The organism is Deinococcus ficus, from assembly GCF_003444775.1.
In the GTDB taxonomy this organism is placed as follows: Bacteria; Deinococcota; Deinococci; order Deinococcales; family Deinococcaceae; genus Deinococcus; species Deinococcus ficus.
The window spans coordinates 800,919-826,581 of sequence record NZ_CP021081.1 but is presented as its reverse complement, the minus strand read 5'-3'; the positions used below and the strand labels follow the sequence as shown (position 1 = coordinate 826,581).

Genomic DNA, 25,663 nt, shown 5'->3' with positions numbered 1-25,663 from the left:
AGTCTACACGCCGCGGGGCACGCGGGGAGCAATCCTGAACAGGGTGCAAAGCGCGGCCGGCGGCCCGGGCTGCGCGAGGGTCAGGCGGGGTTCATCCCGCCGTCCACGCCGATGGTCTGCCCGGTCACATACGCTGCGGCGTCCGATGCGAGGAAGCTCACCACGGCCGCCACCTCCTCCGGCTGCCCGAACCGGCCGAGCGGAATGTTCGCGAGGTAGGTCTTCTGCGTCTCGCCGTTCAGTTCGGCCGTCATGTCGCTGGCGATGAAGCCGGGCGCCAGGGCGTTCACGGTGATGCCGCGCCCGCCGTACTCCTTGGCCAGGGCCTTGGTCAGGCCGATCAGGCCGGCCTTGCTGGCCACGTAGTTCGCCTGCCCGGGGTTCCCGGTGAGGCCCACCACGGACGCAATGTTGATGATCCGGCCGGTGCGGGCGCGCATCATGTGTTTGATGGCCGCGCGGCTGGCGGTGAAGGCGCTGCTGAGGTTCGTCTGGAGGACGGCGTCCCAGTCCTCGTCCTTCATGCGAATGGCGAGAGTGTCGCGGGTGATGCCGGCGTTGTTCACGAGCACGTCCAGGCGGCCCATCTGCGCGATCACGTCCTCCACAAGTTTCGTGGCGTTGGCAGGCACGGTGAGGTCGGCGCCGAACACCTCGGCAGCGCCGCCGGCCTGCGCGATCTCCTGCGCGACCTTCTGCGCCTCGGCCTCGTTGCGGCCGTAATGCACGGCCACGGCAAAGCCGTCCTGCGCGAGTTTCAGGGCCATGGCGCGGCCCAGGCCGCGGCTGCTGCCGGTCACCAGGGCGACTTTCTTCGGGGAGGAAACAGGGTCAGTCATGAGGGCTCCAGGGCGGCCTGCACGCCGCGCAGATGGTGAAGGTCGTGGTAGAGGGTGAAGTAGGCCAGTTCCCGCACGCTCAGGCGGCCCAGCAGGTCATGTGGAAGGGCGTGGGTGTCCAGCGCGGCGTCCGGCCAGCGGGCCAGGGCGGCGCGCAGGGCTTCGGCACCGCGCGCGTACCCATCCAGCACGGCGGTGCGGGTGGCCTCGGTGGCCTCGGTGGGGTCGGTGTCGGGGGCGGGCACGTACCGGTCGGGGGCGGTGCCGCCCGCCGCGAGGGCCGCCCGGTAGGCGGTCACCACCTCCGGGTAGGGGCGGTGGGTGGAGGGCGCGCCGAACATCACGCGCAGCGCGGGGCGGGGCATCCCGAGGCCCTGCGTGACGCGGCGGTGCGTGAGGGTGAGGTGGCGCAGGTGGCCGGCCGGTGCCCAGCGGCCCGGGGCGGGCGCGCGGAAGAACGCGTCCAGCGGCAGAGCGGCGGCGTACGCCGTCCAGTCGGCCTGGGCGCCGGCAAGGCCGCGCAGCACGTCGTCGCGGCCGTGGGGGGTCACAGGCTGAAGTCCTCGATGTGCTCGGCGGTGCCGACGTTCAGGGTCCGGGCGTCCGGGAGGATGCGCTTGACGAGCCCGGTGAGGACCGTGCCGGGCCCGAACTCGATGAACACGGTGGCGCCCGCGGCGTGCAGCGCCTGAATGGTCTCCACCCAGCGCACGCTGCCGGTGATCTGCCGGGCGAGCAGGTCCGGGAGCGCAGCGGGGTCGGTGGCGGGCTGCGCGGTGACGTTGGCGTACACCGGGAACTGCGGCGCGTGGAAGGCGGTGGCGTTCAGGTCGGGGCTCAGGCCGTCCTGCGCGGGCTGCATCAGCGCGCAGTGGAAGGGCGCGCTGACCTTCAGCGGAATGGCCTTGAGGCCCCGGGCCTTCAGTTCGGCGCCGGCGGCGGCCACGGCGGCGGCCTCGCCGCTGATCACGGTCTGGGTGGGGGCGTTGAAGTTGGCGGGCTGCACCACGCCGGGCGTGGCGGCGCAGACGTCCTGCACGACCTGAGGATCACCCATGATGGCGCTCATGGCGCCGACGCCCACCGGCACGGCTTCCTGCATCAGCTGCCCGCGGCGGCGGGTGAGGCGCAGCGCGTCGGCGAGGTCCAGTGCGCCGGAGGCGACCAGGGCGCTGTACTCCCCGAGGCTGTGCCCGGCCGCGAAGGCCGGCGTGAGGCCGCGGTGCTGCACCCAGGCACGGTACGCGGCGACGCTCGCGGCGACCAGGGCCGGCTGCTGGTTGGCGGTCAGGGTGAGTTCGTCGAAGGGACCGGCCTCCACGAGTTCCCGCAGGCCGGGCAGGGTGTCTTCCTTGATGGCGTACACCTGCTCGGCCGCCGTGAAGCGGCCCGCGATGTCCACGCCCATGCCGACGGCGTGCGACCCCTGTCCGGGAAAGAGCGCGGCGATCTTCATGCCTGGGCCTCCGCAGCGGGTTTCAGGCTGGGCGCGCCCGCCCACCATTTCATGGTGCAGGCCGCCCAGCTGAGCCCGCCGCCGAACGCGACGAACAGCAACTGCTGGCCGTCTTTCACGCGGCCGTCGTTCACGGCCTCGTGCAGCGCGAGGGGCACGGTGGCGGCGCTGGTGTTGCCGTACTTCGCGAGGTTCACGACCGTCTTCTCCATGGGAATCCCGAAGCGTTCGGCGGCCGCCTGGATGATGCGCACGTTCGCCTGGTGGGGAATCAGCCAGTCCACGTCGTTGTTGCTCAGGCCGGTCTTTTCCAGCACCTCGGTGCCGCTGTCACCGAGGACGCGTACGGCGAACTTGAAGACCTCGCGGCCGTTCATGCTGGCGCCGGCGGGCAGCGGCAGGCCGTTCGGGAACTGCGTGGCGACGTGCCCGATGGACAGCGCGGGGCCGCCGGCGCTGTCGGCGCCGAGCACGAAGTCCTGCATGCCGTAGCCGTCCGGCACCTCGCCCACGACCGCGCAGCCGGCGCCGTCACCGAACAGGATGGCGGTGTCGCGGGCGTCCTGGTCGATTGCCTTGCTGAGCACCTCCCCGCCGATCACGAGCACCTTGCGGGCCACGCCGCCCAGCACCTGCCCGCGGGCCATGCTCAGGCCGTACACGAAGCCGCTGCACGCGGTGGACAGGTCGAAGGCGCCGGCGCCGGTGAGGCCCACCTGTCCGGCGACGAGCGCGGCGGTGGAGGGGAAGATCGCGTCGGGGGTGCAGGTGGCGTAGATGACCTGGTCCACGCCGTCGAGCGCCTGGGGGTCGCGGGCCAGCATGTCCTGCACGGCCTTCACGCCCAGGTCGCTGGCGAATTCCTGCGGGGCGGAGAAGCGGCGTTCGCGCATGCCGGTGCGGGCCTCGATCCAGCCGGGTTCGATGCCCATGCGGCCCTCGAAGTCCTCGTTGCGAACGACTCGCTCCGGCACGTACATGCCCAGGGCGGTGATACCGATGTTCTTCACGGCGTCCAAACTAGCATTCCCTGAACAGCCGTTCAGTCAATACTGGACGCGGTTCAAGCGCCCGCGCCGGCCGCCGGGCCGCTCCAGCGCAACGCCGCCGCCCCCCAGCTGAGCCCCCCGCCGAAGCCCGCCAGCAGCAGCTGCTGCCCCGGCTGGATCCGCCCGTCCCGCACCGCCTCGGCCAGCGCCAGCGGAATGCTCGCGGCACTTGTGTTGCCGTACCGGTCCAGGTTCGTCACCGCGCGCTCCAGCGGCAGCCCGAAGCGTTCACAGGCCGCCTGGATGATCCGTACGTTCGCCTGATGCGGGATAAGCCAGTCGATGTCCTGTACGCGGCCCCCGGCGCGGCGCATGGCCTCCTCGGCGCTGTCGCCCAGGATGCGCACGGCGAACTTGAACACCTCCCGGCCGTTCTGTTCCAGGTAGGGGCCCATCGGCGTGCCGTCCGGCAGGGCGCCGCACACCCCGCGCAGGAACAGGCTGGGGCCGCCGGCACTGTCGGCGCCCAGCACGAAGGACTGGAACCCGGTCCCGGCCGGCACCGGCCCGACCACCACGGCGCCCGCGCCGTCCCCGAACAGGATGGCGGTGTTGCGGTCCTGCTGGTCCACCACGCGGCTCATCACCTCCGCGCCGATCACCAGGGCCCGGCGGGCGGTGCCGGCCGCGACCATGGCCTGCGCGACGCTCAGGGCGTACAGGAAGCCGCTGCACGCCACGCTGAGGTCCATGGCGGCCGCGCCCTTCAGGCCCACCTGGCCGGCGATCAGGGCGGCGGTGCTGGGGAACATGGCGTCCGGGCTGCTGGTGGCGCACAGCACCAGGTCCACGCCGTCCAAGGCGCCGGGATACCGGTCCATCAGGTCGCGCACGGCCTGCACGCCCAGGTGGCTGGTGGTCTCGCCTTCCGTGGCGTGCCGGCGCTCGCAGATGCCGCTGCGCGACACGATCCACTCGTCGGTGGTGTCCAGGTAGGCGGCGTAGTGCGCGTTGGGGATCACCTGGGCCGGGGCGTACGCGCCGACGGCGGTGATGCCGATGGCGGGCTGGGGGCCGGTGGGGGTGGGCAGGGCGGTCACGCGGCGACCCTAGCATTCATTGAACGGTCGTTCAATGAATTGAGTTCAGACTTCGGGAAGAGGCCAATAAAAAAGGAGAAGGGGCAGCCCGTGCGGGCCACCCCCTCCCCTGCTCACCGTCCGAAGACGGAAAGACTTTACTCCTCGGCGTCCGCAGCAGCGGTTTCGGTTTCGGCCGTCTCGGCGTCGGCGTCCTGCGCCTTCTTGGCACGGGACTTCTTCGCAGGCTTGGCCTCGGCGGCTTCGCCAGCCTCGGCGCCCTCGGCCTTCTCGCCGCTCAGCTGACCCAGCGCCAGCTGCAGGGCGCGTTCACGCACCATGCTGGCGTAGTAGGACTGGATGCCGTCCGGCCCGAGCTGCTTGCTCAGCTGCTGCGGGGTCATGCCGTTGGACTGCGCCAGCATGTTCATGGTCTGGTTGAACTCGGCCTCGCTCAGCTGGACCTTCAGGTCCTGCGCCAGACGCTCCAGGGCCAGGTCGCGCTTCACGCGGGTCTCGGCGTTCTTGCCGAGGTCCGCCATGAATTCCTCCAGCTTGCCCTGCTCCTGCATGAAGGACTCGTACTCGGCCCACTTCACGCCCTGACGGCCCAGGTCGTCCTGGATCTCGTTCATCATCAGTTCGCGGCGGCGGGCCAGCAGCGCCTCGGGGATGTCGGCCTGCATGTTCTCCGTCAGGTGCGTGACGAACTCCTCGCGGCGGGCGTTGTCGCCCTCCTGCGCGGCGCGGCGCTCCAGTTCGGTCTTCAGGTCGGCCTTCAGGCGGTCCAGGCTGTCGAAGTTCAGGCTCTTGGCGAACTCGTCGTCCAGGTCCTGCAGCTTCTTGGTCTTCACGTCCAGGATCTTCACGCTGACGGTGTGGGCGGGGTGCTCGTGGTCGCCGTGCTGGTGGGCAGGAACGTTGATCTCCACGGTGTCGCCGGCGTTCTTGCCGAGCAGCGCGTCACGCACGTGCGCTTCGGCGACGTCCAGGTAGATGGGGTACGTGCCGCCGTCCTCGCCCTGCTCCTCCACGGTCACCTGGTCGCCGGCCTCGATGGCGCGTTCGGCGCTCTCGAAGCTGGCGTTGCGCTCCTGCAGGTCGCTCAGGGTGCGGTTCAGGACGTCGTCGGTGATCTCGGGCGCGGCGGCTTCCAGCTTCAGGCCGCTCCAGTCCGCCAGGGTCACTTCGGGGTACGTCTCGCCCGTCACGTTGAAGGTGAAGTCCTGGCCGCTCACGACCTCGGCCGGGTCGATGGTGGCGTCCACGAGGCTGAGGTTCAGCTCGCGGGCGGCCTGGGGGTAGTGCACCTGCAGCAGGCGGTCGCGGACCTCGCGCTCCACGTAGCCCTTGCCGACGCGGCCCTCGATGACCTTCTTGGGGGCCTTGCCGGGGCGGAAGCCGGGGACGCGCACGTCGCGGCTCAGACCGGCCCATACCTGATCGTAGGCGCGGTTCACTTCGGCGGCGGGCACCGCGACTTTAAATTCGACTTTGTTGCCTTCTCTGCTGATCAGCTCTGCCATGTGACTTCTCCCGTCCCTGCCGCCACGCCAGTGTTGCCCTGGGGTCGCAGCAGGCCGCGTGTGTGTGTTGCCTTGCCGGGTCCGCCCGGATGACCCTGGTGAAGGGGTCGGGCGCGGGCGGGCGGCATGCCATCCGGCATCATACCAGCCTTTTTCCCGCCGTATCCCGGTTGTGCCCCGCCAGGACCGCCTGGCATGACGTCAGGGACAGGCGCGGGACGGCAAGGCCGCCAGCAACGCACCCCAGCAGTGGGCCTCGCTTTATGGTGGCGCGTGTCATGACAAGGGTGGGCAACGGCCTTCGTGCGGCTTTCGGCCAGGGAGTCAGGTCACCCCGGTCTTTCCGATAGGAGCGGGCAAGCCCACTCAGGTTTGCGCGGCTCACACGACGTCCGGCGTTCATGTGCTCTTCATCTCCCTGGCTCGCGTGATCCAATCCGGCACCCGTCCGCATACATCCGGGTGTCGACCAAGACCCCCGCCGAACACAGCGGAGGCCAGCCCATCCGTCCCCGCCCTGATCTGCACGCCACGCCGGCGTGCACGGGAGCCCTCATTCCTGGAGACCGCCCATGACCCACGACCCACAGCCGACCCCCGACCACATCAGCAACGCCGTCAACCGCCGCGCGGCGATGGGCTTCCTCGGCAAACTCGGCCTCGGCGCCGCCCTGGGCCTCTCGGCCACGTCCAGCACGGCCAGCGCCGCGCCGGCCCGGAACATCGACGGCGACGTGCTGAACTTCGCGCTGAACCTCGAATACCTGGAAGCGGCCTTCTATCTCGCGGCCGTGGGCCGCGTGGGCGAGCTGCGGAAGATCGGTGGCGGCGCGGACATCCTGCTGCCCGCCAGCCTGGACCAGAGCCGCGGCATGCAGTTCAAGGACAGCAACGTCCAGGCCCTCGCCCAGGACATCGCCGAGGATGAACTCAGCCACGTGAAGTTCCTGCACGCCGCACTCGGCAAGGCCGCCGCCCCGCGCCCCGTGATCGACCTGAACGGCGCGTTCCGCGCAGCCGGGCAGGCCGCCTCCGGCGGGAAGATCAGCGGCTTCAACCCGTACGCCAACGACCTCTTCTTCCTGCACGGCGCGTTCATCTTCGAGGACGTGGGCGTCACCGCGTACGCCGGCGCGGCCACCCTGATCACCAACCCCGCCTACCTGCAGGCCGCCGCCGGCATCCTCGCCGTGGAGGCGTACCACGGCGGCGCCATCCGCTCCATGCTGTTCCAGCAGCGGCAGGTCAGTGCAGCGGCCGGGCTGTACGTGGGGCAGGTCGTGCAGGCCATCAGCAGCCTCCGCGGCAAAGTGGGCGGTATGAAAGACCAGGGCCTCACCGACGCCAGGGGCATGGCGGTCATAGCGCCCGCCGACGCCAACGGCGTGGCCTACCCCCGCAGCACCCGCGAGGTGCTGAACATCGTGTACCTCGCCCCGAACGCCCGCAAGGGCGGCTTCTACCCCAACGGCCTGAACGGCACCATCAAGTAAGTCGTTCTGCCGCTTCGCACTGCTCGAGGGGTGAACGTCATGGGCGGTGCGAAGTGCGGGTCAAGGCCTGAGTGTCAGGAGTGCTGAGTACAGGGGTCCGGCCTGCGATCACCAGAACTCAGCCGGAGCGCAAAACGAGAACGGCCTGCTTCTCAGCGGGCCGTTTACCGTTTTGGTGCGAGGAAAGGGACTTGAACCCTCACTCCCTACGGGAACCAGATCCTAAGTCTGGTGCGTCTACCAGTTCCGCCATCCCCGCACGCTGGTAATGAAAAGTCCCCCGGGGGTCCGGGGGGTGTTGGGGTGGATTATGGGATTTGAACCCACGACCTCCGCTTCCACAGAGCGGCGCTCTAACCGACTGAGCTAAACCCACCGCGCGCGTGCCGCTTGCCCCTGGGGGCGCTTTGCAGGCCCACATATCCTAGGGGGTGCGGGGCGGGGTGTCAATGCACCCTGCCCCGCGGTGCGTGCTCAGGGCAGGGTGCCCAGGTACTTGTGCAGTGCCTGCAGTTGCGCGTCGGTGGCGGGCGCGCCGTCCAGGCCGATGGTACCGAAGCGCGGCATGACGTTTTTCAGTTCCCGGCCGCCGGGCGCATGGCCGTGCAGGACGGCCTCCTTGAATTCGGCGTCGCTCCAGGCGGCGCTGGGTTTCATGGCCGGCCCGACCGCGCCCTGGCCCTGTCCGCCGTGGCAGCCGGCGCAGTTGCCGACGTACAGGGCCTGCCCGTCGGGGGTGGTGGCGGCGCCGGCGGAGGCGACCACGGCGCCGCTGCCCGCGCCGCTGAGGCGGCCTCCGGCCTGGTAGGCGGCGATGCCGAGCACGAGGCCGACGGCGGCGAAGGTGGCGAAGCCCAGGGCTTCCTTGGCGGTGAATCCTTTGTCGTCGCTCATGCGTTCACCAGATCCTCTGGCCGGGGACCATCTGGTAGTTGGAGATCATGGGGCCGATGACGGGCAGGTAGACGAGCAGCGTGAGGATCAGGGAGAGCAGGCCCAGGGCGAGCAGGCTTTCCGTGCCGCGCACGAGGCCGCTGGCGCGGGAGAGTTCGGTGCCGGCGGTACTGATCGCGTCGCTGTAGGGGATGGGGGTGGCTTCGCCGTCCTCGGTGCGGGGGGAGAGCAGGGTGCGGAACAGCACGTAGAAGAAGGCCAGGCCGGCGGCGAGGAGCACGATGCCGCTGGCGGCGGTGAGGAATTTGGGCAGGGCGATGTTCATGGCGTCGTACACCTGGGGTTGGGTGGTGGCGCTGACCAGGGCGCGGCGCGGCACGCCGGCGAGGCCCTGCCAGTGCATGCCGACGGCCATGAGGATCATGCCCCAGAACCACAGCCAGACGCTGGTGAGTGCCAGTTTCGGCGCGACGAGGCGTTTGCCGGTGAGGTGCGGGACGAGCCAGAAGGCGATGCCCATGAAGCTGAGGGTGGTGGCGGTGCCGACGGTGATGTGGAAGTGCCCGGGAATCCAGGCGGTGTTGTGCACGACGGGCGCGAAGGCCAGGCTGGCGTTCACGATGCCGCCGGCGCCGCCGGGGATGAAGCTGATCATGGCGAGGACCTGCGCGGTGGCGCTGGCGTTGCCCCAGTTGAGGCGGCGGATCCAGCCGAACAGGCCGCTGCCGCCGCGCATGCGGGCGGAGTCCTCCAGCGCGGCGCCGACGGAGAATGCGGTGAGGAGGCTGGGCACGGCGACCAGGAAGGTCAGAAACATGTGGATGGTCTTCCAGGTGTTGTTGATGTTCGGGTCGGCGTACTGATGGTGCAGGCCGACGGGCACGCTGAAGATGACGAACATGGCGAAGGCGAGACGGGTGAGGGGTTCGCTGACCATGCGGCCGCCCATCTGGCGGGGCAGGAAGGCGTACCAGCTGATGTAGGCGGGCAGCAGCCAGAAGTACACGATGGGGTGCCCGGTCCACCAGAACAGCGTGCGGGAGAGCAGCGGATCGATGCCGCTGCGCCAGCCAAGGCTCCAGGGAATGACCAGGGCGACGACTTCCACGACGAGGCCCAAGGACGCGACGAACCACATGATCCAGGTGGCGACGCTCATGTAGGACACGATGGGCGTGACCCGGCCCGGGTTGGCGCGCTTCCAGCCCAGCCACACGGCGACGACCTGACCGAAGACGAGCAGGCTGGCGGCGACCATGATGGCCGCGCCGATGTAGAACAGCGCGTCGCCCTGCATCGGGGGGTACAGGGTGTACAGCACGGTGGCGCGGTTGAACAGGAGGGGCACGGCGGCCATCAGCAGGCCGGCGGTCATCATCCAGAACGTGAACCACGCGAATTTCATGTTGGGTTTGCCGCCCAGTTCACGCAGGGGCAGGTACAGCATCCAGCCGCTGATGAAGAACTGCGTGAACACCAGGGCGTTCAGGACGCCGTGCAGGGTCAGGCCCTGGTAGTAGGTGCTGAGGATCGCGTTGAGCACCGGAATCTTGGCGATGGTGGTGTACAGGTCCACCCCGCCGTAGTTCAGGGCCTGCAGCGGCCCGATCATCACACCGATAAACAGCGCCAGGAACGCCACGACCACGTAGTACTGCGTGACCTTTTTCAGGCTGGCGAGGGTCGCGGTGTCCAGGGTGGTGCCGCCGGCGGGCGTGGTGAGGCTCAGCGGGTGCGCCTCGATCTGCCCGGCGAGTTCGGGCGGATAGCGGGTGGGGGCGGGGCGGGTGGGGATGGTCGTCACTGCTTACTCCTTGGGCGTCTCGACGATGAAGCGGGTGATCATGTCCTGGTGGCCGCGTCCGCAGTACTCGTTGCAGATGATGTGCTGCTCGCCGGGGTGGCGGAACGTGACTTTCATGGTGGCGACATGCCCGGGGAGGATTTCCGTGTTGAGGTTGGTGCCGGTGACCTGGAAGCCGTGCACGACGTCGCTGCTGGTGACGTGCAGGGTGACGGGCACGCCGGCCGGGACGCGCAGGACGTTGGGCTGGAACACGAAGTTCCCGGCGACGATCCAGGCGTCGAGGCTGCCGTCGGCGTTCTTGACGAGGCCGGGGGTGGCGAAGGGGGTGTTGTTCAGGTTGGTGGGGTCCACGCGGCCGGTGCTGCTGATGCCCATGCTGTGCGTGCTGGCTTCGGTGCTGACGCCGCCCCGGTCGGCGATCTTGGGGAAGGTGCCGGTGATCATGCTGGCGAGCACGCCCACGAAGAGCAGCAGGGTCATGACCACGGCCAGGGCCAGCCAGATGTTCTCGTACTTGTGCAGGGTGTGGTGCGTCAGGGGCGGCAGGGGCCGGGCGGCGCGGGGGTCGGGGCGGGTCATCAGGCGCGGCCCTCCAGGATGCCCAGGACGAGCAGCCACAGGGTGCTGATGCTCAGGAGCAGCACGGCGATGACGCCGAACGTGCCGACCGGGGTGGGGCCGCCCTCATGCGCGTGGTCCGGGGCGGGGTGAGCGGCCGGGGGGGCCTGGGGCGGGGTGTGTTCTTGCATGCGGCTCCTTGGATGGGGAGGGGTAGGCGGTGGGACGGCCGGGCACGTCGGGGTGTCCGGCGGGTAGGGGGCAGGGGGTCAGGTGGTCTGGGGCACGCGGGCGTAGTCGCGCAGGACGTCGGTGACGGACAGGATGCCCTGCACGGTGCCGGCGGCGTCCACGACGGGCAGCGCGCCGACGCGGTGCTTGACCATGGTGTAGGCGGCGTCTCTGGCGTCGGCGTCGGCGGTGGTGGTCAGGACGCTGCGGCGCATGACGTCCGCGACTTTGATGGCCGCGAGGTGGGTGGTGGCCTCCCAGGGGCTGAGGGTGCTGGCCTTGCTGGGCATGGCCTCGCGCACGTCCCGGTCGGTGACGATGCCCACCAGGTGCGCGCCGTCCACGACGGGCAGGCGCCGGATGCCTTTGCTTTTCATCAGGTGCGCGGCGTCCGGCAGGCTGGTGGTGGGCGGAATGGTCAGCGCGGGCGAGGTCATCAGGTCCTGAACGAGCATGGCGTCCTCCTTGGTCGTGGGGGCAGGGTCTGGATGGGGCCGGGTGGGAAGCACTGGATGAGGGTGCGAGAAGGGTATTACGAAGCCATTACGGCGGTGCGCTCAGGCGCCCGGAGGTCCGGCCGGGACGGCTCCGGGACCCATGGTCAGGGGCGGCCCTGGCGGTCCATGAAGTCGGGGAAACCGTCGGCGCAGGGCTGCTCGCCGGCCTTGATGCGCTCGGCCAGGGTGACGGTGTCGGGCATGGGCGTGTCCCCCACCTCGTGGCTCAGGAAGTGGCGGTAGCGGCGGTAATGCTCGATCGCGGCGAAGCGGTCGCGGGTGGTGGCGAGGCAGGCCATCAGGCGCTGGTGGTGCAGCTCGCCGATCAGGGGGTCTTCCTGCGCGGCGCGGACGAGGGCCTGCGCGGCCAGGGTGCATTCCTGCGCGCCGCAGTGCAGCGCCGCAAGGGTCAGTTCGGCCTCCACGATGGCGGCGCGGTGGTGGCTGCGGGCCTGGTCCACCCAGTCGCCCTGCAGTTGCGGCAGGTACTCGCCGTCAGCGGCGGCCAGGGCGCGGCGCAGGAGGTCCTCGCGTTCCCGGGCGGTGCTGGCCAGCCGGGAGGAACTCAGCGCCTGGTGCAGGGAGTGCGTGTCGCTGGCGGCGAGCAGGTCTGGGTGCAGCTGGTAGCGGCCGCCGCGCTCCAGGACGGCGTCCGGGCGGCGCAGGCAGTGGCGCAGGCGGTGCAGGGCGACGCGGAAGCGGTTGGCGGCGGCGGGCGTGTCCTCCAGGCCCCACAGGAGGTTCAGGATGTCGTAGCGGTACACGCCGGCGGGGTGGGCGTGCAGGAACCACAGGAGTTCCTCGGCGCTGCGGGCGGGCCAGGTGACGGCGGCGCCGTCGATGACGACGGTGGCGTGGCCCATGGAGCGCAGGAGGATGTGGGGCGGGTCGGGTGGGCTGGTCATGGCGTGTCTCCCCCTGTCGCGGGCCGCGGGCGGGTCTGGGGTGGGGCGCCCGGGCGTGGTCGGCTTTCAGTGTGCATCCTGACCGGGTGGTCAGATGTACCCGGCCCCGGTGGGCTCGTGGTGGGGCTCACGTTGACTTTAGGGTCTGGGGCGGCCGAGGGGGGCTGGGGGGCGTGCATGAGCGGAAGGTCAGTGAAGGCGGGGTGAGTCGGTGAATGTCAGGTCAGGTTCTGCAAGCGTTCGGTCAGGGCGCCGGGCGTAGACTTTCGGCGTGATGCACAGGGCGCAGGCTGGACAGGTCATGGAGGCGCGGCCCTTGCCGGACCTCCAGAAACTTGATATAGTCACGCTCAAGTCTCCGCTCAAAGCGATTTGATTTTTAAAGCTGAGTGACAGACGGCATCACCTCACCACCGAGCCGTACCCTCCGAGCACCACCCGCTCCGGAACCCGGGCGAAAGGAGTCCGCATGCCCACCGAAATCCCCACCCTTCCCAGCAATGTCCCCGTCTGCCCGGTCCGCGGCAGCGTGATCTACCCCACGATGGTGCAGCACATCGACGCCAGCCGCGCCATCTCCATCAACGCCATCGAGGCCGCCATGGCCGGCGAGAAGGTCATCCTGATCGTGTCCCAGAAGGACAAGGATGTGGACGACCCCAAAGGCGATGACCTCTACACCGTTGGCACCGCCTGTAACGTCCTACGCGTGCGCAAGAACCCGGACGGCACCGTGCAGATGCTCGTGTCGGCCGTGGCCCGCGCCAAGGCCAGCAACTACGTGCGCGGCAACCACCTCACCGCCGACATCGAGGTGCTGCCCAGCGAGGACGGCAAGGCCGTGGAGCTGCGCGCCCTGGCCCGCGAACTGAAAGAGAAGTTCGAGCAGATCGCCGGCAACGGCAAGGTGAACGCTGAGGCCGTCCAGACCATCCAGGGCAAGGACGAACCCGGCGAGATGGCCGACCACATCGCCTTCAACCTCGACTTCAAACTCGAGGACAAGCAGGCGCTGCTGGAACTGCCGAAGGTCACCGACCGCATCAAGAAACTCCTGACCCTGCTCGACGCCGAACAGGAAGTGCAGGCCGTGCAGGCCCGCATCCGCGCGCAGGTCAAGGAAGAGATCGACAAGAACCAGCGCGAGTACTACCTGCGCGAGCAGATGAAGGTCATCCAGAAAGAACTCCACGGCGGCGGCGACGACGAGGACGCCGACGAGGCCGAGGCCTTCCGCGCCAAGATCGAGGCGCTGGACCTGAAACCCGAGGTGAAAAAGGACATCGAGCGCGAGGTCAACCGCCTCGCCCGCATGCACCCCGACTCGGCCGAAGCCAGTGTGATCCGCACGTACCTTACCTGGATCACCGAGCTGCCCTGGAACGAACGCAGCGAGGACCAGCTCAGCGTGGACGCCGCCGCGACCGTCCTGGACGACGACCACTACGGCCTGGAGAAGGTCAAGGACCGCGTGCTGGAATTCCTGGCCGTGCGCCGCCTGCGCAAGGAACGCGCCACGCGCGGCGAGATCAGCGCCGAGGACGTCAACAAGGGCCCCATCCTGGTGTTCACCGGCCCTCCCGGCGTCGGCAAGACCAGTATCGCGCAGAGCATCGCCAAGTCGCTGGGCCGCAAGTACGTGCGCATCGCCCTGGGCGGCGCCCGTGACGAGAGCGACATCCGCGGCCACCGCCGCACCTACATCGGCGCGATGCCGGGCCGCCTGATCCAGGGCATCCGCAGCGCCGGCACGAAAAACCCCGTGATCCTCCTCGACGAGGTGGACAAGCTCGGCACCAGTTACCAGGGCGACCCCAGCTCGGCGCTGCTGGAAGTGCTGGACCCCGCGCAGAACATGCACTTCACCGACCACTACCTCGGCGTGCCCTTCGACCTCAGCGAGGTCATGTTCATCGCCACCGCCAACTACCCCGAGCAGATCCCCCCGGCCCTGATGGACCGCATGGAAGTCATCGACTTCTCGAGCTACATCGAGCAGGAGAAACTCGAGATCGCCAAGCGCTACCTGCTGCCCCGCCAGCTCACCGCCAACGGCCTGAAAAGCAACCAGATCAGCTTCACGGACGCCGCGCTGGAGAAACTGATCAGCCACTACACCCGCGAGGCGGGCGTGCGCAACCTGGAACGCGAGATCGGCACCGTGGCCCGCAAGGTCGCCCGCCGCATCGCCGTGGGCGAGGTCAAGCGCGTCAAGGTCACCGACAAGGAACTCGACCGTTACCTCGGGCAGGCCCGCCACAACCCGGAAACGGAGAACAAGGACGACATGGTCGGCGTCTCGACCGGCATGTTCTACACGCCCGTCGGCGGGGACATCCTGTTCGTGGAAACCAGCATCATGCCCGGCAAGGGCCTGGTCCTCACTGGGCAGCTCGGGGACGTGATGAAGGAATCGGCCCGCGCGGCCCTCACCTACGCCAAGAGCAACGCCGAACGCTTCCACATCGACAAGGACCGCATCGACAACAGCGAGATCCACATTCACGTGCCCGCCGGCGCGATCCCCAAGGAAGGCCCCAGCGCGGGCGGCGCCATGGCCACCAGCCTGATCAGCGCCCTGGCCGGCATCCCCGCCCGGCACGACGTCGCCATGACCGGCGAGATGACCCTCACCGGCCGCTACCTGCCCATCGGCGGGCTGAAGGAAAAGGTCCTGGGCGCACGCCGCGCCGGCATCAAGCACATCATCATGCCCAAGGCCAACGAACCCGACCTGCGGGACATCCCGCTGCACCTGCGCAGCAGCATGCGCTTCCACCCCTGCGAGACCGTGGATCAGGTGCTGGACGTCGCCCTGGTGGGCGGCCTGAAGGCCCTGGAAACGCCCCGGGACGGCAGCGCGGCGGAGCCCGGCCCCTCCGGCGCACCCAAACGCAAGAGTGCGCGCCGCACCGGCGCAGACGCGCGCGCCTGAGCCCCGCCACTCACTCCTCAGTCTCCCACCGCGCGGTGGGGGATTTTCCTGTGCCCTCCCCCCAAGCGTGCGCGTGGCGCCAACACTGCACCCGGACCAACGCGGCCTCCCCACCTGCGGTTCAGACGGCCGCTTTATGCTGTACGTGATGAGCGGGCCACTGACCTTCCTCGTAGCCAGTCCGCACCTCCAGGGCGAGGTGTTCGCCGGTGCGGTGATCCTCCTGCTGGAACACGACCGCAAAGGCGCCCTGGGCTTGGTCGTGAACGCCCCTATGCGCCAGACCGTGCAGGACCTCCTCGAGGGTGCCGCCGGGCAGAGCCGCCCTGCGTGGCTGGGCGGTCCGGTGGACCCGGCGCTCGGCTGGTGCCTGTACCAGCAGCCGGTCAGCCTGCCCGGCGAGGTGCTGCTCGTCCCCGGGCTGTACATGTCCAGCAGCATGGACGTCCTGACCGCCGTGATGGCCGGCGGTCAGGAATACATGCTGGTCCTCGGGTACTCCGGCTGGGCGGCCGGGCAGCTGGAAGAGGAAGCCCGTACCGGGACGTGGGTGTGGGTGGAGCAGGACACGCCGGAACTGCTGTGGAACGTGCCGCACGAGCAGCGCTGGGACGACGCGCTGCGGCGCCTGGGCGTCACGCCGGGCACGATCATGCCGGGCGGCGCGCAGGCCTGACTGCGGGGCTTGCGCGCCTGGGAGGGGCATGCTACTATCCCTCTCGCGCCGGAAACGGCCCGCCACCACAGCGTCCCGGACCTGCGGCGGAGCATCACCCAGGTGATGCGCAGTAGCTCAGTGGCAGAGCATCCGACTGTTAATCGGACGGTCGTTGGTTCGACCCCAACCTGCGCAGCCAAATGAAAGCCCCCTCCTTGTGAGCGGGGCTTTTTCGTTGTTCCTTCTTGTGAATCTATGGGAGAGAAAAGCTGTTCAATGAGAATCCAAATCTCACCGTCCGGTCTTCATGAACAGCATTTGAGGCACATGTGCCCACGCATTTGTTTGAAGCAAAATGCACTGTCCTTTCCAGCAGCGCATTTTCCTGAAGTAAGCCTACAGCTGCGCCAGATGTATGAAAAACCTCACATACTCTGTGTGCGTCGTATGAACACTGGAATGAGTTCAGGATTATGATCTGGCCGCTATGCCTAAGGCTTTCCTGAAGACCCTCCTCCTCACGTCCCTCTGCGTTCTCCCGCTGGTGCCCACCGCTGCGGCCGAGGACTCCTCCGGAGGCACCGTGACGCTGGATGCCGAGGGAGGCGGCTCGCTGGTGCTGATCACCAACCTGCGCAGCGATCTCGAAGTGCATATTCAGGACAACTTCAAGCAGACCCCCGAGCAGCTCCAGGCCGCCCGCCGCGCCGCGGCCATCATGCAGATCATGAGCACCAACGAGAAGGTCAGCAAGGAAGAGGCGCAGAAGCACATGTTCCTGCATATGACCACCACCTACTGCCTGCGCAAGGAACTGCGCGGCACGGACGCCGCGAAGGACGCCCTGGTGAAAAACCTCAAGGACCTCGTGCTGAACACCAAGGAGCGCCGCGCGAACTACAACGAGTACCAGGAGGTCATCAAGGGCGTGAAACTGGAGTTCCCCAGTGATGACGACTGCGTCCGCCTGACCCAGCGCCCCCTGTAACCCCGGGGGCCCCGCGCACCGGGCTGGCCGCTACACTGCCCGCGTGACGTTGCCGACCTCCGCGCCCGGCGAGCCGGGCACCAGCCTGTACGACCGGATCGGGGAGGACGCCCTGGCCCGACTCGTCGGGAGGTTCTATGCGCGGGTGGCCGAGGATCCGCGCCTCGCGCCGCTGTTCCCCGCGGACCTGACCCTGACTGCGGAGAAGCAGCTGGCGTTCCTGACCGGGTTCCTGGGCGGGCCGCCGCTGTACCTGCAGCGGTTCGGGCATCCGCGCCTGCGGGCGCGGCACCTGCCGTTCCCGATCACGCCGGACCGGGCCGGGGCGTGGCTGGCGTGCATGCGCGGCGCCCTGGAGGCCACGCCGGAAATCACGGAAGCGGACGCGCAGGAGCTGCTGGCGGCGCTGTCGCGCGTGGCAGTACACATGGTGAACACGCCCGCCGGCGGGCCGCCCGCCTGACCGGGCCCACAACCAAGACAACTCCTGTCAATTGACTAGCCTCGCGGCGGCCCGGGTTGCCGGGCGACTCCTACACTGCCCCCTATGACCGCTCCCCGCAGCATTGACGACCTCCGCGCGGAAATCGATCAGATCAACCGCGACCTGCTGACGCTGATTTCCAAACGCGCGTCCGTGGTGGCCCAGATTGGCCGTGCCAAGACCGCCGAGGGCCGCCCCAACCACTACGACCCCGCCCGTGAGGAGCAGCAGCTCAAGGACCTGGAGGCCCTGAACCCCGGGCCGTTCCCGGCCGCCACCGTGAAGAGCATCTTCAAGGAGATCTTCCGCGCCAGCCTGGCGCTGGAGGAAAGCAACGACAAGAAGAGCCTGCTGATCTCCCGCGACGTGAAGAAGGACGACACGGTGCTGGACATCGACGGCGTGCGGATCGGCGGGACCGAGCCGCCCGTGGTGATCGCCGGGCCGTGCAGCATCGAGAGCCCCGAGCAGATGGAGCAGACCGCGCGCTTCCTCGCGGAGCGGGGCGTGAAGATCCTGCGTGGCGGCGCGTACAAGCCCCGCACCAGCCCGTACGGGTTCCAGGGCATGGGCGTGGACGGCCTGATCATCGGGCAGCAGGTCGCCAAGGACAACGGCATGCTGTTCGTCACGGAGGTCATGGACACCCGCGACGTGGAGGTCGTGTCCGAGTACGCCGACATCCTGCAGATCGGCGCGCGGAACATGCACAACTTCGCGCTGCTGCGCGAGGTGGGCCGCACGCAGCTGCCCGTGCTGCTCAAGCGCGGCCTGAGCGCCACCATCGAGGAATGGCTGTACGCCGCCGAGTACGTGCTCTCCGAGGGCAACGGCGAGGTCATCCTGTGCGAGCGCGGCATCCGGACGTACGAGAAGTGGACCCGCAACACCCTGGACCTCTCCGCGGTGGCGCTCGCCAAGCAGCTCACCCACCTGCCGGTGATCGTGGACGTCACGCACGCCGCCGGGCGCCGCGACCTGCTGATCCCGCTGGCGAAGGCGGCCCTGGCGGTGGGCGCCGACGGGATTCACGTGGAGGTGCACCCCAGCCCCGCCACGGCGCTGTCCGACAACGAGCAGCAGCTGGACTTCGCCGGGTACGACGCCTTCTTGCAGGGCGTGGGCCTGAAGGTTCCCACCCCCGCCTGACATCACGCCATGAAGCGGGCCGCCTGGGAACTCCTCAGGCGGCCCGCTTCTTGGTGTTCAGCTGAACAGGGTGCTGACGCTGTCCCCGGTGTGGATGTTGCTGATGGCGGCCGCGAACAGCGGGGCGACGTCCAGCACGGCCAGCTTGCCGTTGGCCGCGTCCACCTTCTGGTCGGGCACGAGCACGGTGTTGGTGCTGGCGACCTGCGTGACGTCCAGGCCGGCGATGCGCTGGATGGCGGGCCCGGTGTACACGCCGTGCGTGACGGCCACGTACACGTCCTTGGCGCCCATGCTGCGGGCGATGTTCACGGTCTCCACCAGGGAGCCGGCGGTGCTGATCTCGTCGTCCACGATGAACACGGTCTTGCCGTCCACGTCCCCGATCAGGGCGCGGGGGCGGACCTCGGTGTCCGAGAGGCGCTCCTTGTCGATCATGGCGAGGCCGGAGTCCAGGCGCCGGGCGATCTGGCTGGCGCGCTTGATGCTGCCCGCGTCCGGGGCCAGGACCACGCCGTCGTGCGCGTCCGGCACGCACTTCTTGAAGTGCTGTGAGAGCACCATGTCGGCCGAGAGGTGGTCCACCGGGACCTTGAAGAAGCCGTGCACCTGCGGGGCGTGCAGGGTCATGGTCAGGATGCGGTCCGCGCCGGCTTCCTGCAGCAGGTCCGCGACGAGGCGCCCGGCGATGCTGATGCGGGGGCTGTCCTTCTTGTCGCTGCGGGCGTAGCTGTAGTACGGAATCACGGCGGTGACGCGCCCGGCGCTGGCGGACTTGGCGGCGTCGATCATCAGCATGAGTTCCATGATCGCGTCGCTGACCGGCGTGCTGAAGGACTGCACGATGAAAATGTCGCCCTCACGGAGGGACTCCTCGTAGTGCACGATGATGTTGTCGTTCGTGAACTTCTCGGTCTTGCTCTTGCCGAGCGGAATGCCGAGGTTGTCGCAGATCGCCTGCGCGAGCGGGCGGTTGCTCTGACCGGCGAACACCAGGAGAGGGGAGCGTTTGCTGGTCAGCAGGTTCTGCGGGGGGCGGTGGGGGGCAACGGTCACGGAAGCTCCTTCAAGCACGGAACGGACGGAGGTGCGGCAGGCGGGCAGGAACAAGGGCAGGCGGCACGTGAAACGTCGTGCCCCGTGGCCCTCGGCTGGGGGCAGCATACCCGGCCTGTCCGCAGGCTGTCACCCGGCCGGGACGCACAGGGCCGGAACGGAGTCAGGAACACCGGACACCCCGGGCGTCCGGGCGCGGGTATGCTGCCGGACATGCCCGCCGCCAAGCCCGCGCTGGACGCCGTGGTGATCGGCGCCGGACCTAATGGCCTGAGTGCCGCGGTGCTGCTCGCCCGCGCCGGGCTGCGCGTGCAGGTCCTCGAAGCCCACGACCGGGTGGGCGGCGGGGCCAGCAGCGCCGAACTCACCCTCCCGGGCTTCATTCACGATGTCGGCTCGGCGATTCACCCGCTGGCGGCGGCCAGCCCCGCGTTCCGGCAGTGGCCGCTGCACGCTTTCGGGCTGTCGTGGGTGCAGCCCCCCGTGCCGGCCGCGCATCCGCTGGGCGCCGGGAGCGTGGCCCTGCACCGCAGCCTGGACGCCACCGCGGAGGGCCTGGGCCGGGACGGCCGCACCTACCGCCGGCTGATGGCTCCGCTGCTGAGTGACTGGGAGGGCCTGCTGGACGACCTGCTGCAGCCCCTGCCGCAGACGTTGGGGCGCGTGCCGGCCCGGCCCCTGACGCTGACCCGGTTCGGGCTGCGGGGCCTGCCGTCCGCGTGGGCGGCCGGGCAGACGCTGTTCCGCACGCCGGCCGGCCGGGCACTGTGGGCGGGCCTGGCGGCGCACACCACCCTGCCGCTGACCGCCCCGGCCACCGCCGCGCCGACGCTGGTGCTGGCCCTGCTGGCCCACGCGGTCGGCTGGCCCTTTCCGCGCGGGGGCGCGCAGGCCCTGTCGGACGCGCTGGCCGGGTACCTGCGGCACCTGGGGGGTGAGGTCCTGACCGGCGTGACGGTCCGGGACGCCCGGGACCTGCCGGACGCGCGGGTGGTGCTGGTGGACAGCAGCCCGGCCGTGCTGCTGCGCCTGCTGGGAGAACGGGCGCCAGCCGGGTACCGCGCGGCGCTGGAGCGCTACCGCTACGGGCCCGGCATCCAGAAATTCGATTACGCGCTGTCCGGGCCGGTGCCCTGGCGGGACGCACGGGTGGCGCAGGCCGGAACGCTTCACCTAGGCGGCACGGCCGACGAGATCCGCGCGGCCGAGGCTGACCTGAGTCGCGCCCCGCACGCGCGGCCGTACGTGCTGGCGGCGCAGCACAGCCTGTTCGACCCTTCCCGCGCACCGGCGGGCGGGCACACCTTCTGGGCGTACGCGCACGTCCCGAACGGGTATGCCGGCAGCGTGCAGGCGGCGGTGGAGGCGCAGATCGAGCGCTTCGCCCCGGGGTTCGGGGAACGGGTGCGGGCGCGGCACGTGACAACCGCCCCTGCGCTGGAGGCCTTCAGCCCGGTGTTCCGCGGCGGGGACGTGAACGGCGGGCGGGGCGACCTGCGGGGCCTGCTGGTGCGCCCGGTCCTGAGTGCCGTGCCCTACCGGACGCCGGTGCGGGGCGTGTACCTGTGCAGCAGCAGCACCCCGCCGGGCGGGGGGGTGCACGGCATGGCCGGGTACCACGCGGCGCGGGCGGCGCTGCGCGACGTGTTCGACGTGCACGAGGTGCCGTGACCCAATCTCCTCTCCCCTGCGCCAATTGAATGGCGCCGCCCCGGAACCCCGGGCGGCGTGTTCAAGTAGGTGAAGGGATCAGCGGAAGAGCTTGCCGACCTTGTCGAACAGGCCCTCGTGCTTCTCGCTCACCTCGTCGCCCACCGCGCGGGCGTAGGCGTGCAGGGCCTCGCGCGCTTCCGGAGAAAGCTGGCTGGGTTTGGGAACGGTCACCTCGAACTCCACGATCAGGTCGCCGCTGCCGCGGCCCTGCAGGCGCGGCATGCCCTGCCCGCCCAGGCGGTGCAGTTCGCCGTGCTGCGTGCCGGGTTTGACCTCCACCTGTTGCGGGCCGTCCAGGGTGGGCACGGTGACCTGCCCGCCCAGCGCGGCCTTCGCGAAGCCGATCCTGGCGGTGTGGATCAGGTGCTCCTGCTCGCGGCGCAGCTGCGGGTGGCGTTCCATCTCGATGTGCACGTACAGGTCGCCGTTCCCGCCGGGGCCCTCGTTGCCCATGCCGGCCACGCGGATGCGGTAGCCCTCGTCGATGCCCTTGGGCAGCTTGACCTTCACGGGTTCGGATTTCAGGGTGCGGCCGCGGCCGCGGCAGACGGTGCAGGGGTCCTCGATGATCTGGCCCTCGCCGCGGCAGGTGGGGCAGGGCTGCTGGGTTTCCATCACGCCGAAGATGGTGCGGGTCTGGCCGCGGACCGCGCCGGCGCCGTGGCAGGTGGGGCAGGACTTGGGGGGTTTGCCGCCGGGTTCGCTGCGGGTGCCGTGGCAGTGGTCGCACTCGCGCAGGCGGTCCACGGTGACCTCGATCTCCTCGCCGGCGCGGGCCTGGAGCAGCGTGACGTGCGCTTCGGTTTCCAGGTCGTCGCCGCGGGCAGGGCCGCGCCGGCCGCGTCCGGCGACCGCGCCGCCGAACAGCTGCTCGAAGAGGTCCATGGGGTCGAAGCCCGCGCCGCCCATGCCGCCGAAGGGGTCGCCGCCGGGCATGCCGGTGCCGGGCGCGGAGCCGAAGCGGTCGTAGTGGGCGCGTTTCTCGGCGTCGCTGAGGACGGCGTACGCCTCGTTGATCTGCGCGAACTTCTGCGCGGCGCCGTCTTCCTTGTTGCGGTCCGGGTGGTACTTCAGGGCGAGTTTGCGGTAGGCGCTCTTGATGTCGTCGGCGCTCGCGGTGCGCGGGACGCCCAGCAGTTCGTAGTAGTCCATGGGTGCTTTGTTCTGCCGGGCGCGGGGGGCCCGACCTCCGCCTCACAGGTTAACACGACCACACTCAAGAAAGATGGTGTGCTGACAGGTGGGGTGGGGGTCAGTGGGGCAGCGCGGCGAGGCGCAGCAGTTCCTCTTTCGCCCAGTGCGCGTCGTTGGGCCGCCGGGTGCGGTCCCGGCGGGTCAGCTGGATGTGCAGCAGTTCCAGGGGGTCGTCCTGTCGGGGGTAGTCCTCGGGGAGGTCCAGCAGTTGCCCGTGCACCCCCCAGCCGAGCAGCACGCCGATACCGTACAGGTCGCTTTCCGGCCCGAGGGGTTCGCCGCGGGCCGCTTCCGGACTCTGGAAGGCGGCGGTGCCGAAGCGGGTGGGGGTGTCGAAGCGCTCGAAGGCCGGGCCGCTCAGGTCGAAATCCACCAGTTTCGCGCTGCCGTCGGCCTCCACGATGATGTTCTCGGGTTTGATGTCGCGGTGCACCAGCCCGCGCTCGTGCAGGTACCCCAGGCCGTCCAGCACGTGCGCCAGGGTGAGCAGGAAGGCGCGGCGTTCGGTCTGCGCGGCGGGGCGGCTGGCGTAGCGGGTGAACAGCACCTCGCCGCGGGCCAGGGTGCCGATTAGGGCCGGGTGGCCGTCCACCTCGGTGCGGCCCACGATGCGCGCCAGGCGGGGGTGGTCGAGGTCGCTGGCATTCTGGAGTTCGCGCACGGCGAACTCGGCGAGGTGCGCGGGGAAGATCTTCACGGCGCGGGGCTGCCCGGTGCGGTCCACGGCGAAGTACACCATGCTCCGCGAGCCGCGTCCGATGGGCCGGACCAGCCGGAGTCCGTCGCCTACGACCTGTCCCGCGATTGGCATCCCGGTCACCCTACCCCAGGTGCGCCCGCGGCGGCTAGTGCGGCGGCCTCCCCGCCCCTTTCCTGGACCCGGTGCAGGAAGGGGGGGGCCTCCCTACAATTCGGGCATGACGGGTTTTGGACTGGTGCTGGGCGGCGGCGGCGCACGCGGCCTGGCGCACATCGGGGTATGGCAGGTGCTGGAAGACGCCGGGCTGGTGCCGCAGGTCGTGGCCGGCACCAGCATGGGCGGCATGATCGGCGCACTGATCGCCGCGGGCGTCGGCGGGCAGGAACTCGAACGCCTGGCGACCGGGGTGTCCTGGCGCAAGGTGTTCGACTGGCGGCCCAGCACCGGCCTGCGACTGACCCTGATGGACTCCTGGCTGGAGGCCCACCTGCCCCGCACCTTCGAGGACCTGAGCCTGCCCCTGGCGGTCACCGCGACCGACATGCTCTCCGGGCGCGGCGTGTACCTCACGCGCGGGGACCTGCATGCGGCCGTGCGCGCCACCATCGCCTACCCGGGCGCGCTGGAGCCCGTGCCGCTGGGCGACATGCTGCTCACCGACGGCGGCGTGCTGAACCAGGTGCCGGTGGACGCCGCGCTGTTCCTGGGCGTGCGGCGCATGCTGGCCGTGGACGTGACCGCCGCCAGCCCGCTGGAACTGCAGGAGCGCCGGCTGCTGCTGTGGAAACGCGAGGCGCACCTGGGCAGCGTGCAGGCCCTTCGCCGCGCGGTGGAGATCATGCAGGCGCAGCTCACCGACGCGCGGCTGAGCCTGTACCGGCCGGACGTGCTGCTGCGCCCGCAACTCGGCAGCATCGACCTGCAGTCCTTCGCGCGGGCGCAGGAGGCCATCCAGGCGGGGCGGGAAGCGGCGCTGGCGGAACTGCCGGCTCTGCTGGCCGCGCTGGGCTGAGCGGGCCTCCTGCATCCAACGGATGAGAAGCGGGCGCGGCGCATGGGCTATGCTCATCTCCGCATGACCGTGACCCAAGTGAAGCCTCCCCTCACCCCCTGGCAGAAAATCTGGAAGGAGTTCCTGGAGCCCGTGGTGTTCGCCGTGGTGATCACCCAGTTCCTGGCGACCCTGGTGGGCGTGGACGGCGTGAGCATGATGCCCAACCTCCGTCACGGGGAGCGCGTGCTGGTGCCCAAGTACGAGACGTGGCTGCACAAGGCCGGCATCGGCGACTTCAAACGCGGGGACATCGTGATCTTCAAACCGCCCCGCGAGGCGGCCGAGAAGATCGGCAACCTGAACAAGAGCGCGTTCGGGCTGTGGGAGTACCGCCCGTTCCTGATCAAACGCATCATCGCGCTGCCCGGCGACCGGGTCAGCATCTCCGGCGGGGAGGTCACCGTGAACGGCGTGAAGCTCGACTCGCGCTGGACCACCGACTACTGGCGGCAGCAGGGCTGCTGGGACACGCAGAGCGAGGTCGCCAACCGCGCCAGCAGCAGCAGCATCGAGGGCCAGGTGGTGAACGTGGTCCCCGACCAGGAGGAGATCACCGTGCCCGCGAAGTCCTACTACGTGATGGGTGACAACCGCAGCCCCGGCGGCAGCGAGGACTCCCGCATCGTGGGACCCATCGCGCAGCGGGACGTGGCGGGGCGCGCGGCGGCCGTGGTGTGGCCGATCATGCGCAAGACCACCATGAACTACAACTGCAACCTCGCGCAGGCCGCCAAGCCCGAGGGCGAGGCGAAACTCAACTGGCGGCTCCTGACCCGCCCGGCCGAGTTCGACGCCCTGAACAGCACGAAGCCCTGAGCGGAGGCAAGAACGGCGGCAGGCCCCATTCCGGGCCTGCCGCTGTTTCCTGTTCAGTGAAACGTGTTACAGCTCGTCTTCGGGGTCGTCCTCATCGCCGAGCACGCGGATCTCGGTGTGTTCCTCGGTGACGCGGTACGGCCCTTCCTTGGCGATGTAGTCCGCGGCCATGCGCAGCGTGTCCTGCACCCAGCCGTAATCGTTGCTGATGGTCGCCACGCCGATCACTTCCCAGTCGTGTGCGTCCAGGCCGTCCAGCCGGGCGACCGTCAGGGGAAAGCGCACCTTGAGGCGTTCCACGACCGGGCGGACCAGGGCGCGTTTCTCCTTGAGGTTCTCCACCCAGGGCATCTCCACCCGGATGGTCAGGACGCCCACGTAGCCCAGCGCCACGGCCGGGCTTAGAGCATGCCGGCCAGGAAGCCCTGGCGGCGCACGGCGCGCACGAGGTCCATGACCGTCTGGGCGCTGGGGTCGTAGTGCACTTCGATCTGGCCGACATCGGGCGTGGCCCGGGCGACGCCGGGAAGGGCCATCAGGGCGGCGGCGACCTTCTCGCCGGCTTCTTTGTTCATGCCTCGGACGCCCAGCAGGACGCGGGTGGGGGTACTCATGCGTGCATTATGCGCGACGCGCCCTTGC

26 protein-coding genes and 3 tRNA genes are annotated in these 25,663 nt (G+C 69.6%); 10 read left to right on the top strand and 19 right to left on the bottom strand.

All coding sequences use genetic code 11. The features are described 5' to 3' along the window. Nucleotides 1–80: 80 nt before the first annotated feature. The 6 genes from fabG to tig form a co-directional block, all read right to left on the bottom strand. Nucleotides 81–839 (bottom strand): 3-oxoacyl-[acyl-carrier-protein] reductase, encoded by a 759-nt coding sequence (fabG, locus tag DFI_RS04145; protein WP_027462056.1) that lies wholly within the window; start codon nt 837–839, stop codon nt 81–83. After that, nucleotides 836–1,390 carry a DinB family protein gene (locus tag DFI_RS04140; RefSeq protein WP_027462055.1) on the bottom strand — a complete coding sequence of 185 codons (555 nt, stop codon included), beginning with the start codon at nt 1,388–1,390 and terminating at the stop codon, nt 836–838. Before DFI_RS04140 ends, fabG begins: the two co-directional genes overlap by 4 nt. Beyond that, on the bottom strand, nt 1,387–2,295 hold the full coding sequence (gene fabD / locus DFI_RS04135) for an ACP S-malonyltransferase (protein WP_027462054.1): 909 nt from the start codon (nt 2,293–2,295) through the stop codon (nt 1,387–1,389). Before fabD ends, DFI_RS04140 begins: the two co-directional genes overlap by 4 nt. Beyond that, nucleotides 2,292–3,305, bottom strand: coding sequence for a ketoacyl-ACP synthase III (locus tag DFI_RS04130; protein ID WP_027462053.1), 1,014 nt, complete (start codon nt 3,303–3,305; stop codon nt 2,292–2,294). Before DFI_RS04130 ends, fabD begins: the two co-directional genes overlap by 4 nt. A gap of 53 nt (nt 3,306–3,358) precedes the next feature. After that, a complete protein-coding gene (locus DFI_RS04125; protein WP_027462052.1) occupies nt 3,359–4,375 on the bottom strand; it encodes a beta-ketoacyl-ACP synthase III in 1,017 nt (338 codons plus the stop codon). Between the two features lie 146 nt (nt 4,376–4,521). Further along, nucleotides 4,522–5,889, bottom strand: a complete 1,368-nt coding sequence (tig, locus tag DFI_RS04120) for a trigger factor (protein WP_027462051.1) — start codon at nt 5,887–5,889, stop codon at nt 4,522–4,524. A gap of 572 nt (nt 5,890–6,461) precedes the next feature. Between tig and DFI_RS04115 the strand changes: the two genes are divergently transcribed. Then, complete coding sequence (locus DFI_RS04115) at nt 6,462–7,382, top strand: ferritin-like domain-containing protein (protein WP_027462050.1); 921 nt, start codon at nt 6,462–6,464, stop codon at nt 7,380–7,382. Nucleotides 7,383–7,555: 173 nt separating this feature from the next. On the opposite strand, the gene DFI_RS04110 is transcribed toward DFI_RS04115, so the two are convergent. From DFI_RS04110 to DFI_RS04080, 8 genes are all read right to left on the bottom strand, one after another. After that, nucleotides 7,556–7,641, bottom strand: a tRNA-Leu gene (locus tag DFI_RS04110). A 40-nt stretch (nt 7,642–7,681) separates the two neighbouring features. Next, nucleotides 7,682–7,758, bottom strand: a tRNA-His gene (locus tag DFI_RS04105). A 98-nt stretch (nt 7,759–7,856) separates the two neighbouring features. Continuing rightward, on the bottom strand, nt 7,857–8,276 hold the full coding sequence (locus DFI_RS04100; protein ID WP_022799944.1) for a c-type cytochrome: 420 nt from the start codon (nt 8,274–8,276) through the stop codon (nt 7,857–7,859). Between the two features lie 4 nt (nt 8,277–8,280). After that, complete coding sequence (locus tag DFI_RS04095) at nt 8,281–10,080, bottom strand: b(o/a)3-type cytochrome-c oxidase subunit 1 (RefSeq protein WP_022799945.1); 1,800 nt, start codon at nt 10,078–10,080, stop codon at nt 8,281–8,283. A 3-nt stretch (nt 10,081–10,083) separates the two neighbouring features. Then, nucleotides 10,084–10,662 (bottom strand): cytochrome c oxidase subunit II, encoded by a 579-nt coding sequence (locus DFI_RS04090; RefSeq protein WP_051307461.1) that lies wholly within the window; start codon nt 10,660–10,662, stop codon nt 10,084–10,086. Further along, nucleotides 10,662–10,832 (bottom strand): hypothetical protein, encoded by a 171-nt coding sequence (locus tag DFI_RS20100; RefSeq protein WP_022799947.1) that lies wholly within the window; start codon nt 10,830–10,832, stop codon nt 10,662–10,664. Before DFI_RS20100 ends, DFI_RS04090 begins: the two co-directional genes overlap by 1 nt. Nucleotides 10,833–10,910: 78 nt before the next feature. Continuing rightward, nucleotides 10,911–11,327, bottom strand: a complete 417-nt coding sequence (locus DFI_RS04085) for a CBS domain-containing protein (RefSeq protein WP_118375825.1) — start codon at nt 11,325–11,327, stop codon at nt 10,911–10,913. Between the two features lie 146 nt (nt 11,328–11,473). Further along, entirely contained in the window at nt 11,474–12,274 is an 801-nt protein-coding gene (locus DFI_RS04080) for an AfsR/SARP family transcriptional regulator (protein WP_027462047.1), read from the bottom strand. A gap of 469 nt (nt 12,275–12,743) precedes the next feature. On the opposite strand from DFI_RS04080, the gene lon reads away from it, so the two are divergent. The 6 genes from lon (at nt 12,744) to DFI_RS04050 (ending at nt 18,488) form a co-directional block, all read left to right on the top strand. Next, nucleotides 12,744–15,209: an endopeptidase La gene (gene lon, locus DFI_RS04075; protein ID WP_027462046.1), complete on the top strand. Its 2,466-nt coding sequence runs from the start codon at nt 12,744–12,746 to the stop codon at nt 15,207–15,209. A 148-nt stretch (nt 15,210–15,357) separates the two neighbouring features. Further along, complete coding sequence (locus tag DFI_RS04070) at nt 15,358–15,885, top strand: YqgE/AlgH family protein (RefSeq protein WP_027462045.1); 528 nt, start codon at nt 15,358–15,360, stop codon at nt 15,883–15,885. A 106-nt stretch (nt 15,886–15,991) separates the two neighbouring features. Continuing rightward, nucleotides 15,992–16,066, top strand: a tRNA-Asn gene (locus tag DFI_RS04065). Between the two features lie 288 nt (nt 16,067–16,354). After that, nucleotides 16,355–16,855 carry a hypothetical protein gene (locus tag DFI_RS04060; protein WP_043776951.1) on the top strand — a complete coding sequence of 167 codons (501 nt, stop codon included), beginning with the start codon at nt 16,355–16,357 and terminating at the stop codon, nt 16,853–16,855. A gap of 43 nt (nt 16,856–16,898) precedes the next feature. Beyond that, complete coding sequence (locus tag DFI_RS04055; protein WP_420810876.1) at nt 16,899–17,318, top strand: globin domain-containing protein; 420 nt, start codon at nt 16,899–16,901, stop codon at nt 17,316–17,318. Between the two features lie 84 nt (nt 17,319–17,402). Beyond that, entirely contained in the window at nt 17,403–18,488 is a 1,086-nt protein-coding gene (locus DFI_RS04050) for a bifunctional 3-deoxy-7-phosphoheptulonate synthase/chorismate mutase (protein ID WP_027462043.1), read from the top strand. A 57-nt stretch (nt 18,489–18,545) separates the two neighbouring features. On the opposite strand, the gene DFI_RS04045 is transcribed toward DFI_RS04050, so the two are convergent. Further along, nucleotides 18,546–19,544 (bottom strand): ribose-phosphate diphosphokinase, encoded by a 999-nt coding sequence (locus DFI_RS04045; RefSeq protein WP_022799955.1) that lies wholly within the window; start codon nt 19,542–19,544, stop codon nt 18,546–18,548. A gap of 213 nt (nt 19,545–19,757) precedes the next feature. Between DFI_RS04045 and DFI_RS04040 the strand changes: the two genes are divergently transcribed. Continuing rightward, entirely contained in the window at nt 19,758–21,215 is a 1,458-nt protein-coding gene (locus tag DFI_RS04040; protein ID WP_027462041.1) for a phytoene desaturase family protein, read from the top strand. Between the two features lie 78 nt (nt 21,216–21,293). On the opposite strand, the gene dnaJ is transcribed toward DFI_RS04040, so the two are convergent. Both dnaJ and DFI_RS04030 read right to left on the bottom strand, forming a co-directional pair. Continuing rightward, complete coding sequence (dnaJ, locus tag DFI_RS04035) at nt 21,294–22,409, bottom strand: molecular chaperone DnaJ (protein WP_027462040.1); 1,116 nt, start codon at nt 22,407–22,409, stop codon at nt 21,294–21,296. Nucleotides 22,410–22,509: 100 nt separating this feature from the next. Beyond that, nucleotides 22,510–23,262 (bottom strand): serine/threonine-protein kinase, encoded by a 753-nt coding sequence (locus DFI_RS04030; protein ID WP_022799958.1) that lies wholly within the window; start codon nt 23,260–23,262, stop codon nt 22,510–22,512. A gap of 106 nt (nt 23,263–23,368) precedes the next feature. Between DFI_RS04030 and DFI_RS04025 the strand changes: the two genes are divergently transcribed. Then, on the top strand, nt 23,369–24,163 hold the full coding sequence (locus DFI_RS04025) for a patatin-like phospholipase family protein (protein WP_043776949.1): 795 nt from the start codon (nt 23,369–23,371) through the stop codon (nt 24,161–24,163). 63 nt (nt 24,164–24,226) lie between these two features. Further along, nucleotides 24,227–25,021, top strand: a complete 795-nt coding sequence (gene lepB, locus DFI_RS04020) for a signal peptidase I (protein WP_043776947.1) — start codon at nt 24,227–24,229, stop codon at nt 25,019–25,021. A 66-nt stretch (nt 25,022–25,087) separates the two neighbouring features. Here the strand turns inward: lepB and DFI_RS04015 are convergent, their stop codons facing one another. Beyond that, on the bottom strand, nt 25,088–25,414 hold the full coding sequence (locus tag DFI_RS04015; protein WP_027462038.1) for a DUF503 domain-containing protein: 327 nt from the start codon (nt 25,412–25,414) through the stop codon (nt 25,088–25,090). An 8-nt stretch (nt 25,415–25,422) separates the two neighbouring features. Continuing rightward, a complete protein-coding gene (locus DFI_RS04010; protein ID WP_022799962.1) occupies nt 25,423–25,635 on the bottom strand; it encodes a heavy-metal-associated domain-containing protein in 213 nt (70 codons plus the stop codon). Nucleotides 25,636–25,663: the final 28 nt, after the last annotated feature.

What these genes read in the sequence shown, in the direction of transcription:
- DFI_RS04025 (WP_043776949.1), top strand. Translation starts at nt 23,369, where the DNA reads ATGACGGGTTTTGGACTGGTGCTGGGCGGCGGCGGCGCACGCGGCCTG.
- DFI_RS04100 (WP_022799944.1), bottom strand. Translation starts at nt 8,276, where the DNA reads ATGAGCGACGACAAAGGATTCACCGCCAAGGAAGCCCTGGGCTTCGCC.
- DFI_RS04085 (WP_118375825.1), bottom strand. Translation starts at nt 11,327, where the DNA reads ATGCTCGTTCAGGACCTGATGACCTCGCCCGCGCTGACCATTCCGCCC.
- DFI_RS04070 (WP_027462045.1), top strand. Translation starts at nt 15,358, where the DNA reads ATGAGCGGGCCACTGACCTTCCTCGTAGCCAGTCCGCACCTCCAGGGC.
- lon (WP_027462046.1), top strand. Translation starts at nt 12,744, where the DNA reads ATGCCCACCGAAATCCCCACCCTTCCCAGCAATGTCCCCGTCTGCCCG.
- DFI_RS04060 (WP_043776951.1), top strand. Translation starts at nt 16,355, where the DNA reads ATGCCTAAGGCTTTCCTGAAGACCCTCCTCCTCACGTCCCTCTGCGTT.
- lepB (WP_043776947.1), top strand. Translation starts at nt 24,227, where the DNA reads ATGACCGTGACCCAAGTGAAGCCTCCCCTCACCCCCTGGCAGAAAATC.
- DFI_RS04030 (WP_022799958.1), bottom strand. Translation starts at nt 23,262, where the DNA reads ATGCCAATCGCGGGACAGGTCGTAGGCGACGGACTCCGGCTGGTCCGG.
- DFI_RS04080 (WP_027462047.1), bottom strand. Translation starts at nt 12,274, where the DNA reads ATGACCAGCCCACCCGACCCGCCCCACATCCTCCTGCGCTCCATGGGC.
- dnaJ (WP_027462040.1), bottom strand. Translation starts at nt 22,409, where the DNA reads ATGGACTACTACGAACTGCTGGGCGTCCCGCGCACCGCGAGCGCCGAC.
- DFI_RS04115 (WP_027462050.1), top strand. Translation starts at nt 6,462, where the DNA reads ATGACCCACGACCCACAGCCGACCCCCGACCACATCAGCAACGCCGTC.
- tig (WP_027462051.1), bottom strand. Translation starts at nt 5,889, where the DNA reads ATGGCAGAGCTGATCAGCAGAGAAGGCAACAAAGTCGAATTTAAAGTC.
- fabG (WP_027462056.1), bottom strand. Translation starts at nt 839, where the DNA reads ATGACTGACCCTGTTTCCTCCCCGAAGAAAGTCGCCCTGGTGACCGGC.
- DFI_RS04010 (WP_022799962.1), bottom strand. Translation starts at nt 25,635, where the DNA reads ATGAGTACCCCCACCCGCGTCCTGCTGGGCGTCCGAGGCATGAACAAA.
- DFI_RS04040 (WP_027462041.1), top strand. Translation starts at nt 19,758, where the DNA reads ATGCCCGCCGCCAAGCCCGCGCTGGACGCCGTGGTGATCGGCGCCGGA.
- DFI_RS04090 (WP_051307461.1), bottom strand. Translation starts at nt 10,662, where the DNA reads ATGACCCGCCCCGACCCCCGCGCCGCCCGGCCCCTGCCGCCCCTGACG.
- DFI_RS04050 (WP_027462043.1), top strand. Translation starts at nt 17,403, where the DNA reads ATGACCGCTCCCCGCAGCATTGACGACCTCCGCGCGGAAATCGATCAG.
- fabD (WP_027462054.1), bottom strand. Translation starts at nt 2,295, where the DNA reads ATGAAGATCGCCGCGCTCTTTCCCGGACAGGGGTCGCACGCCGTCGGC.
- DFI_RS20100 (WP_022799947.1), bottom strand. Translation starts at nt 10,832, where the DNA reads ATGCAAGAACACACCCCGCCCCAGGCCCCCCCGGCCGCTCACCCCGCC.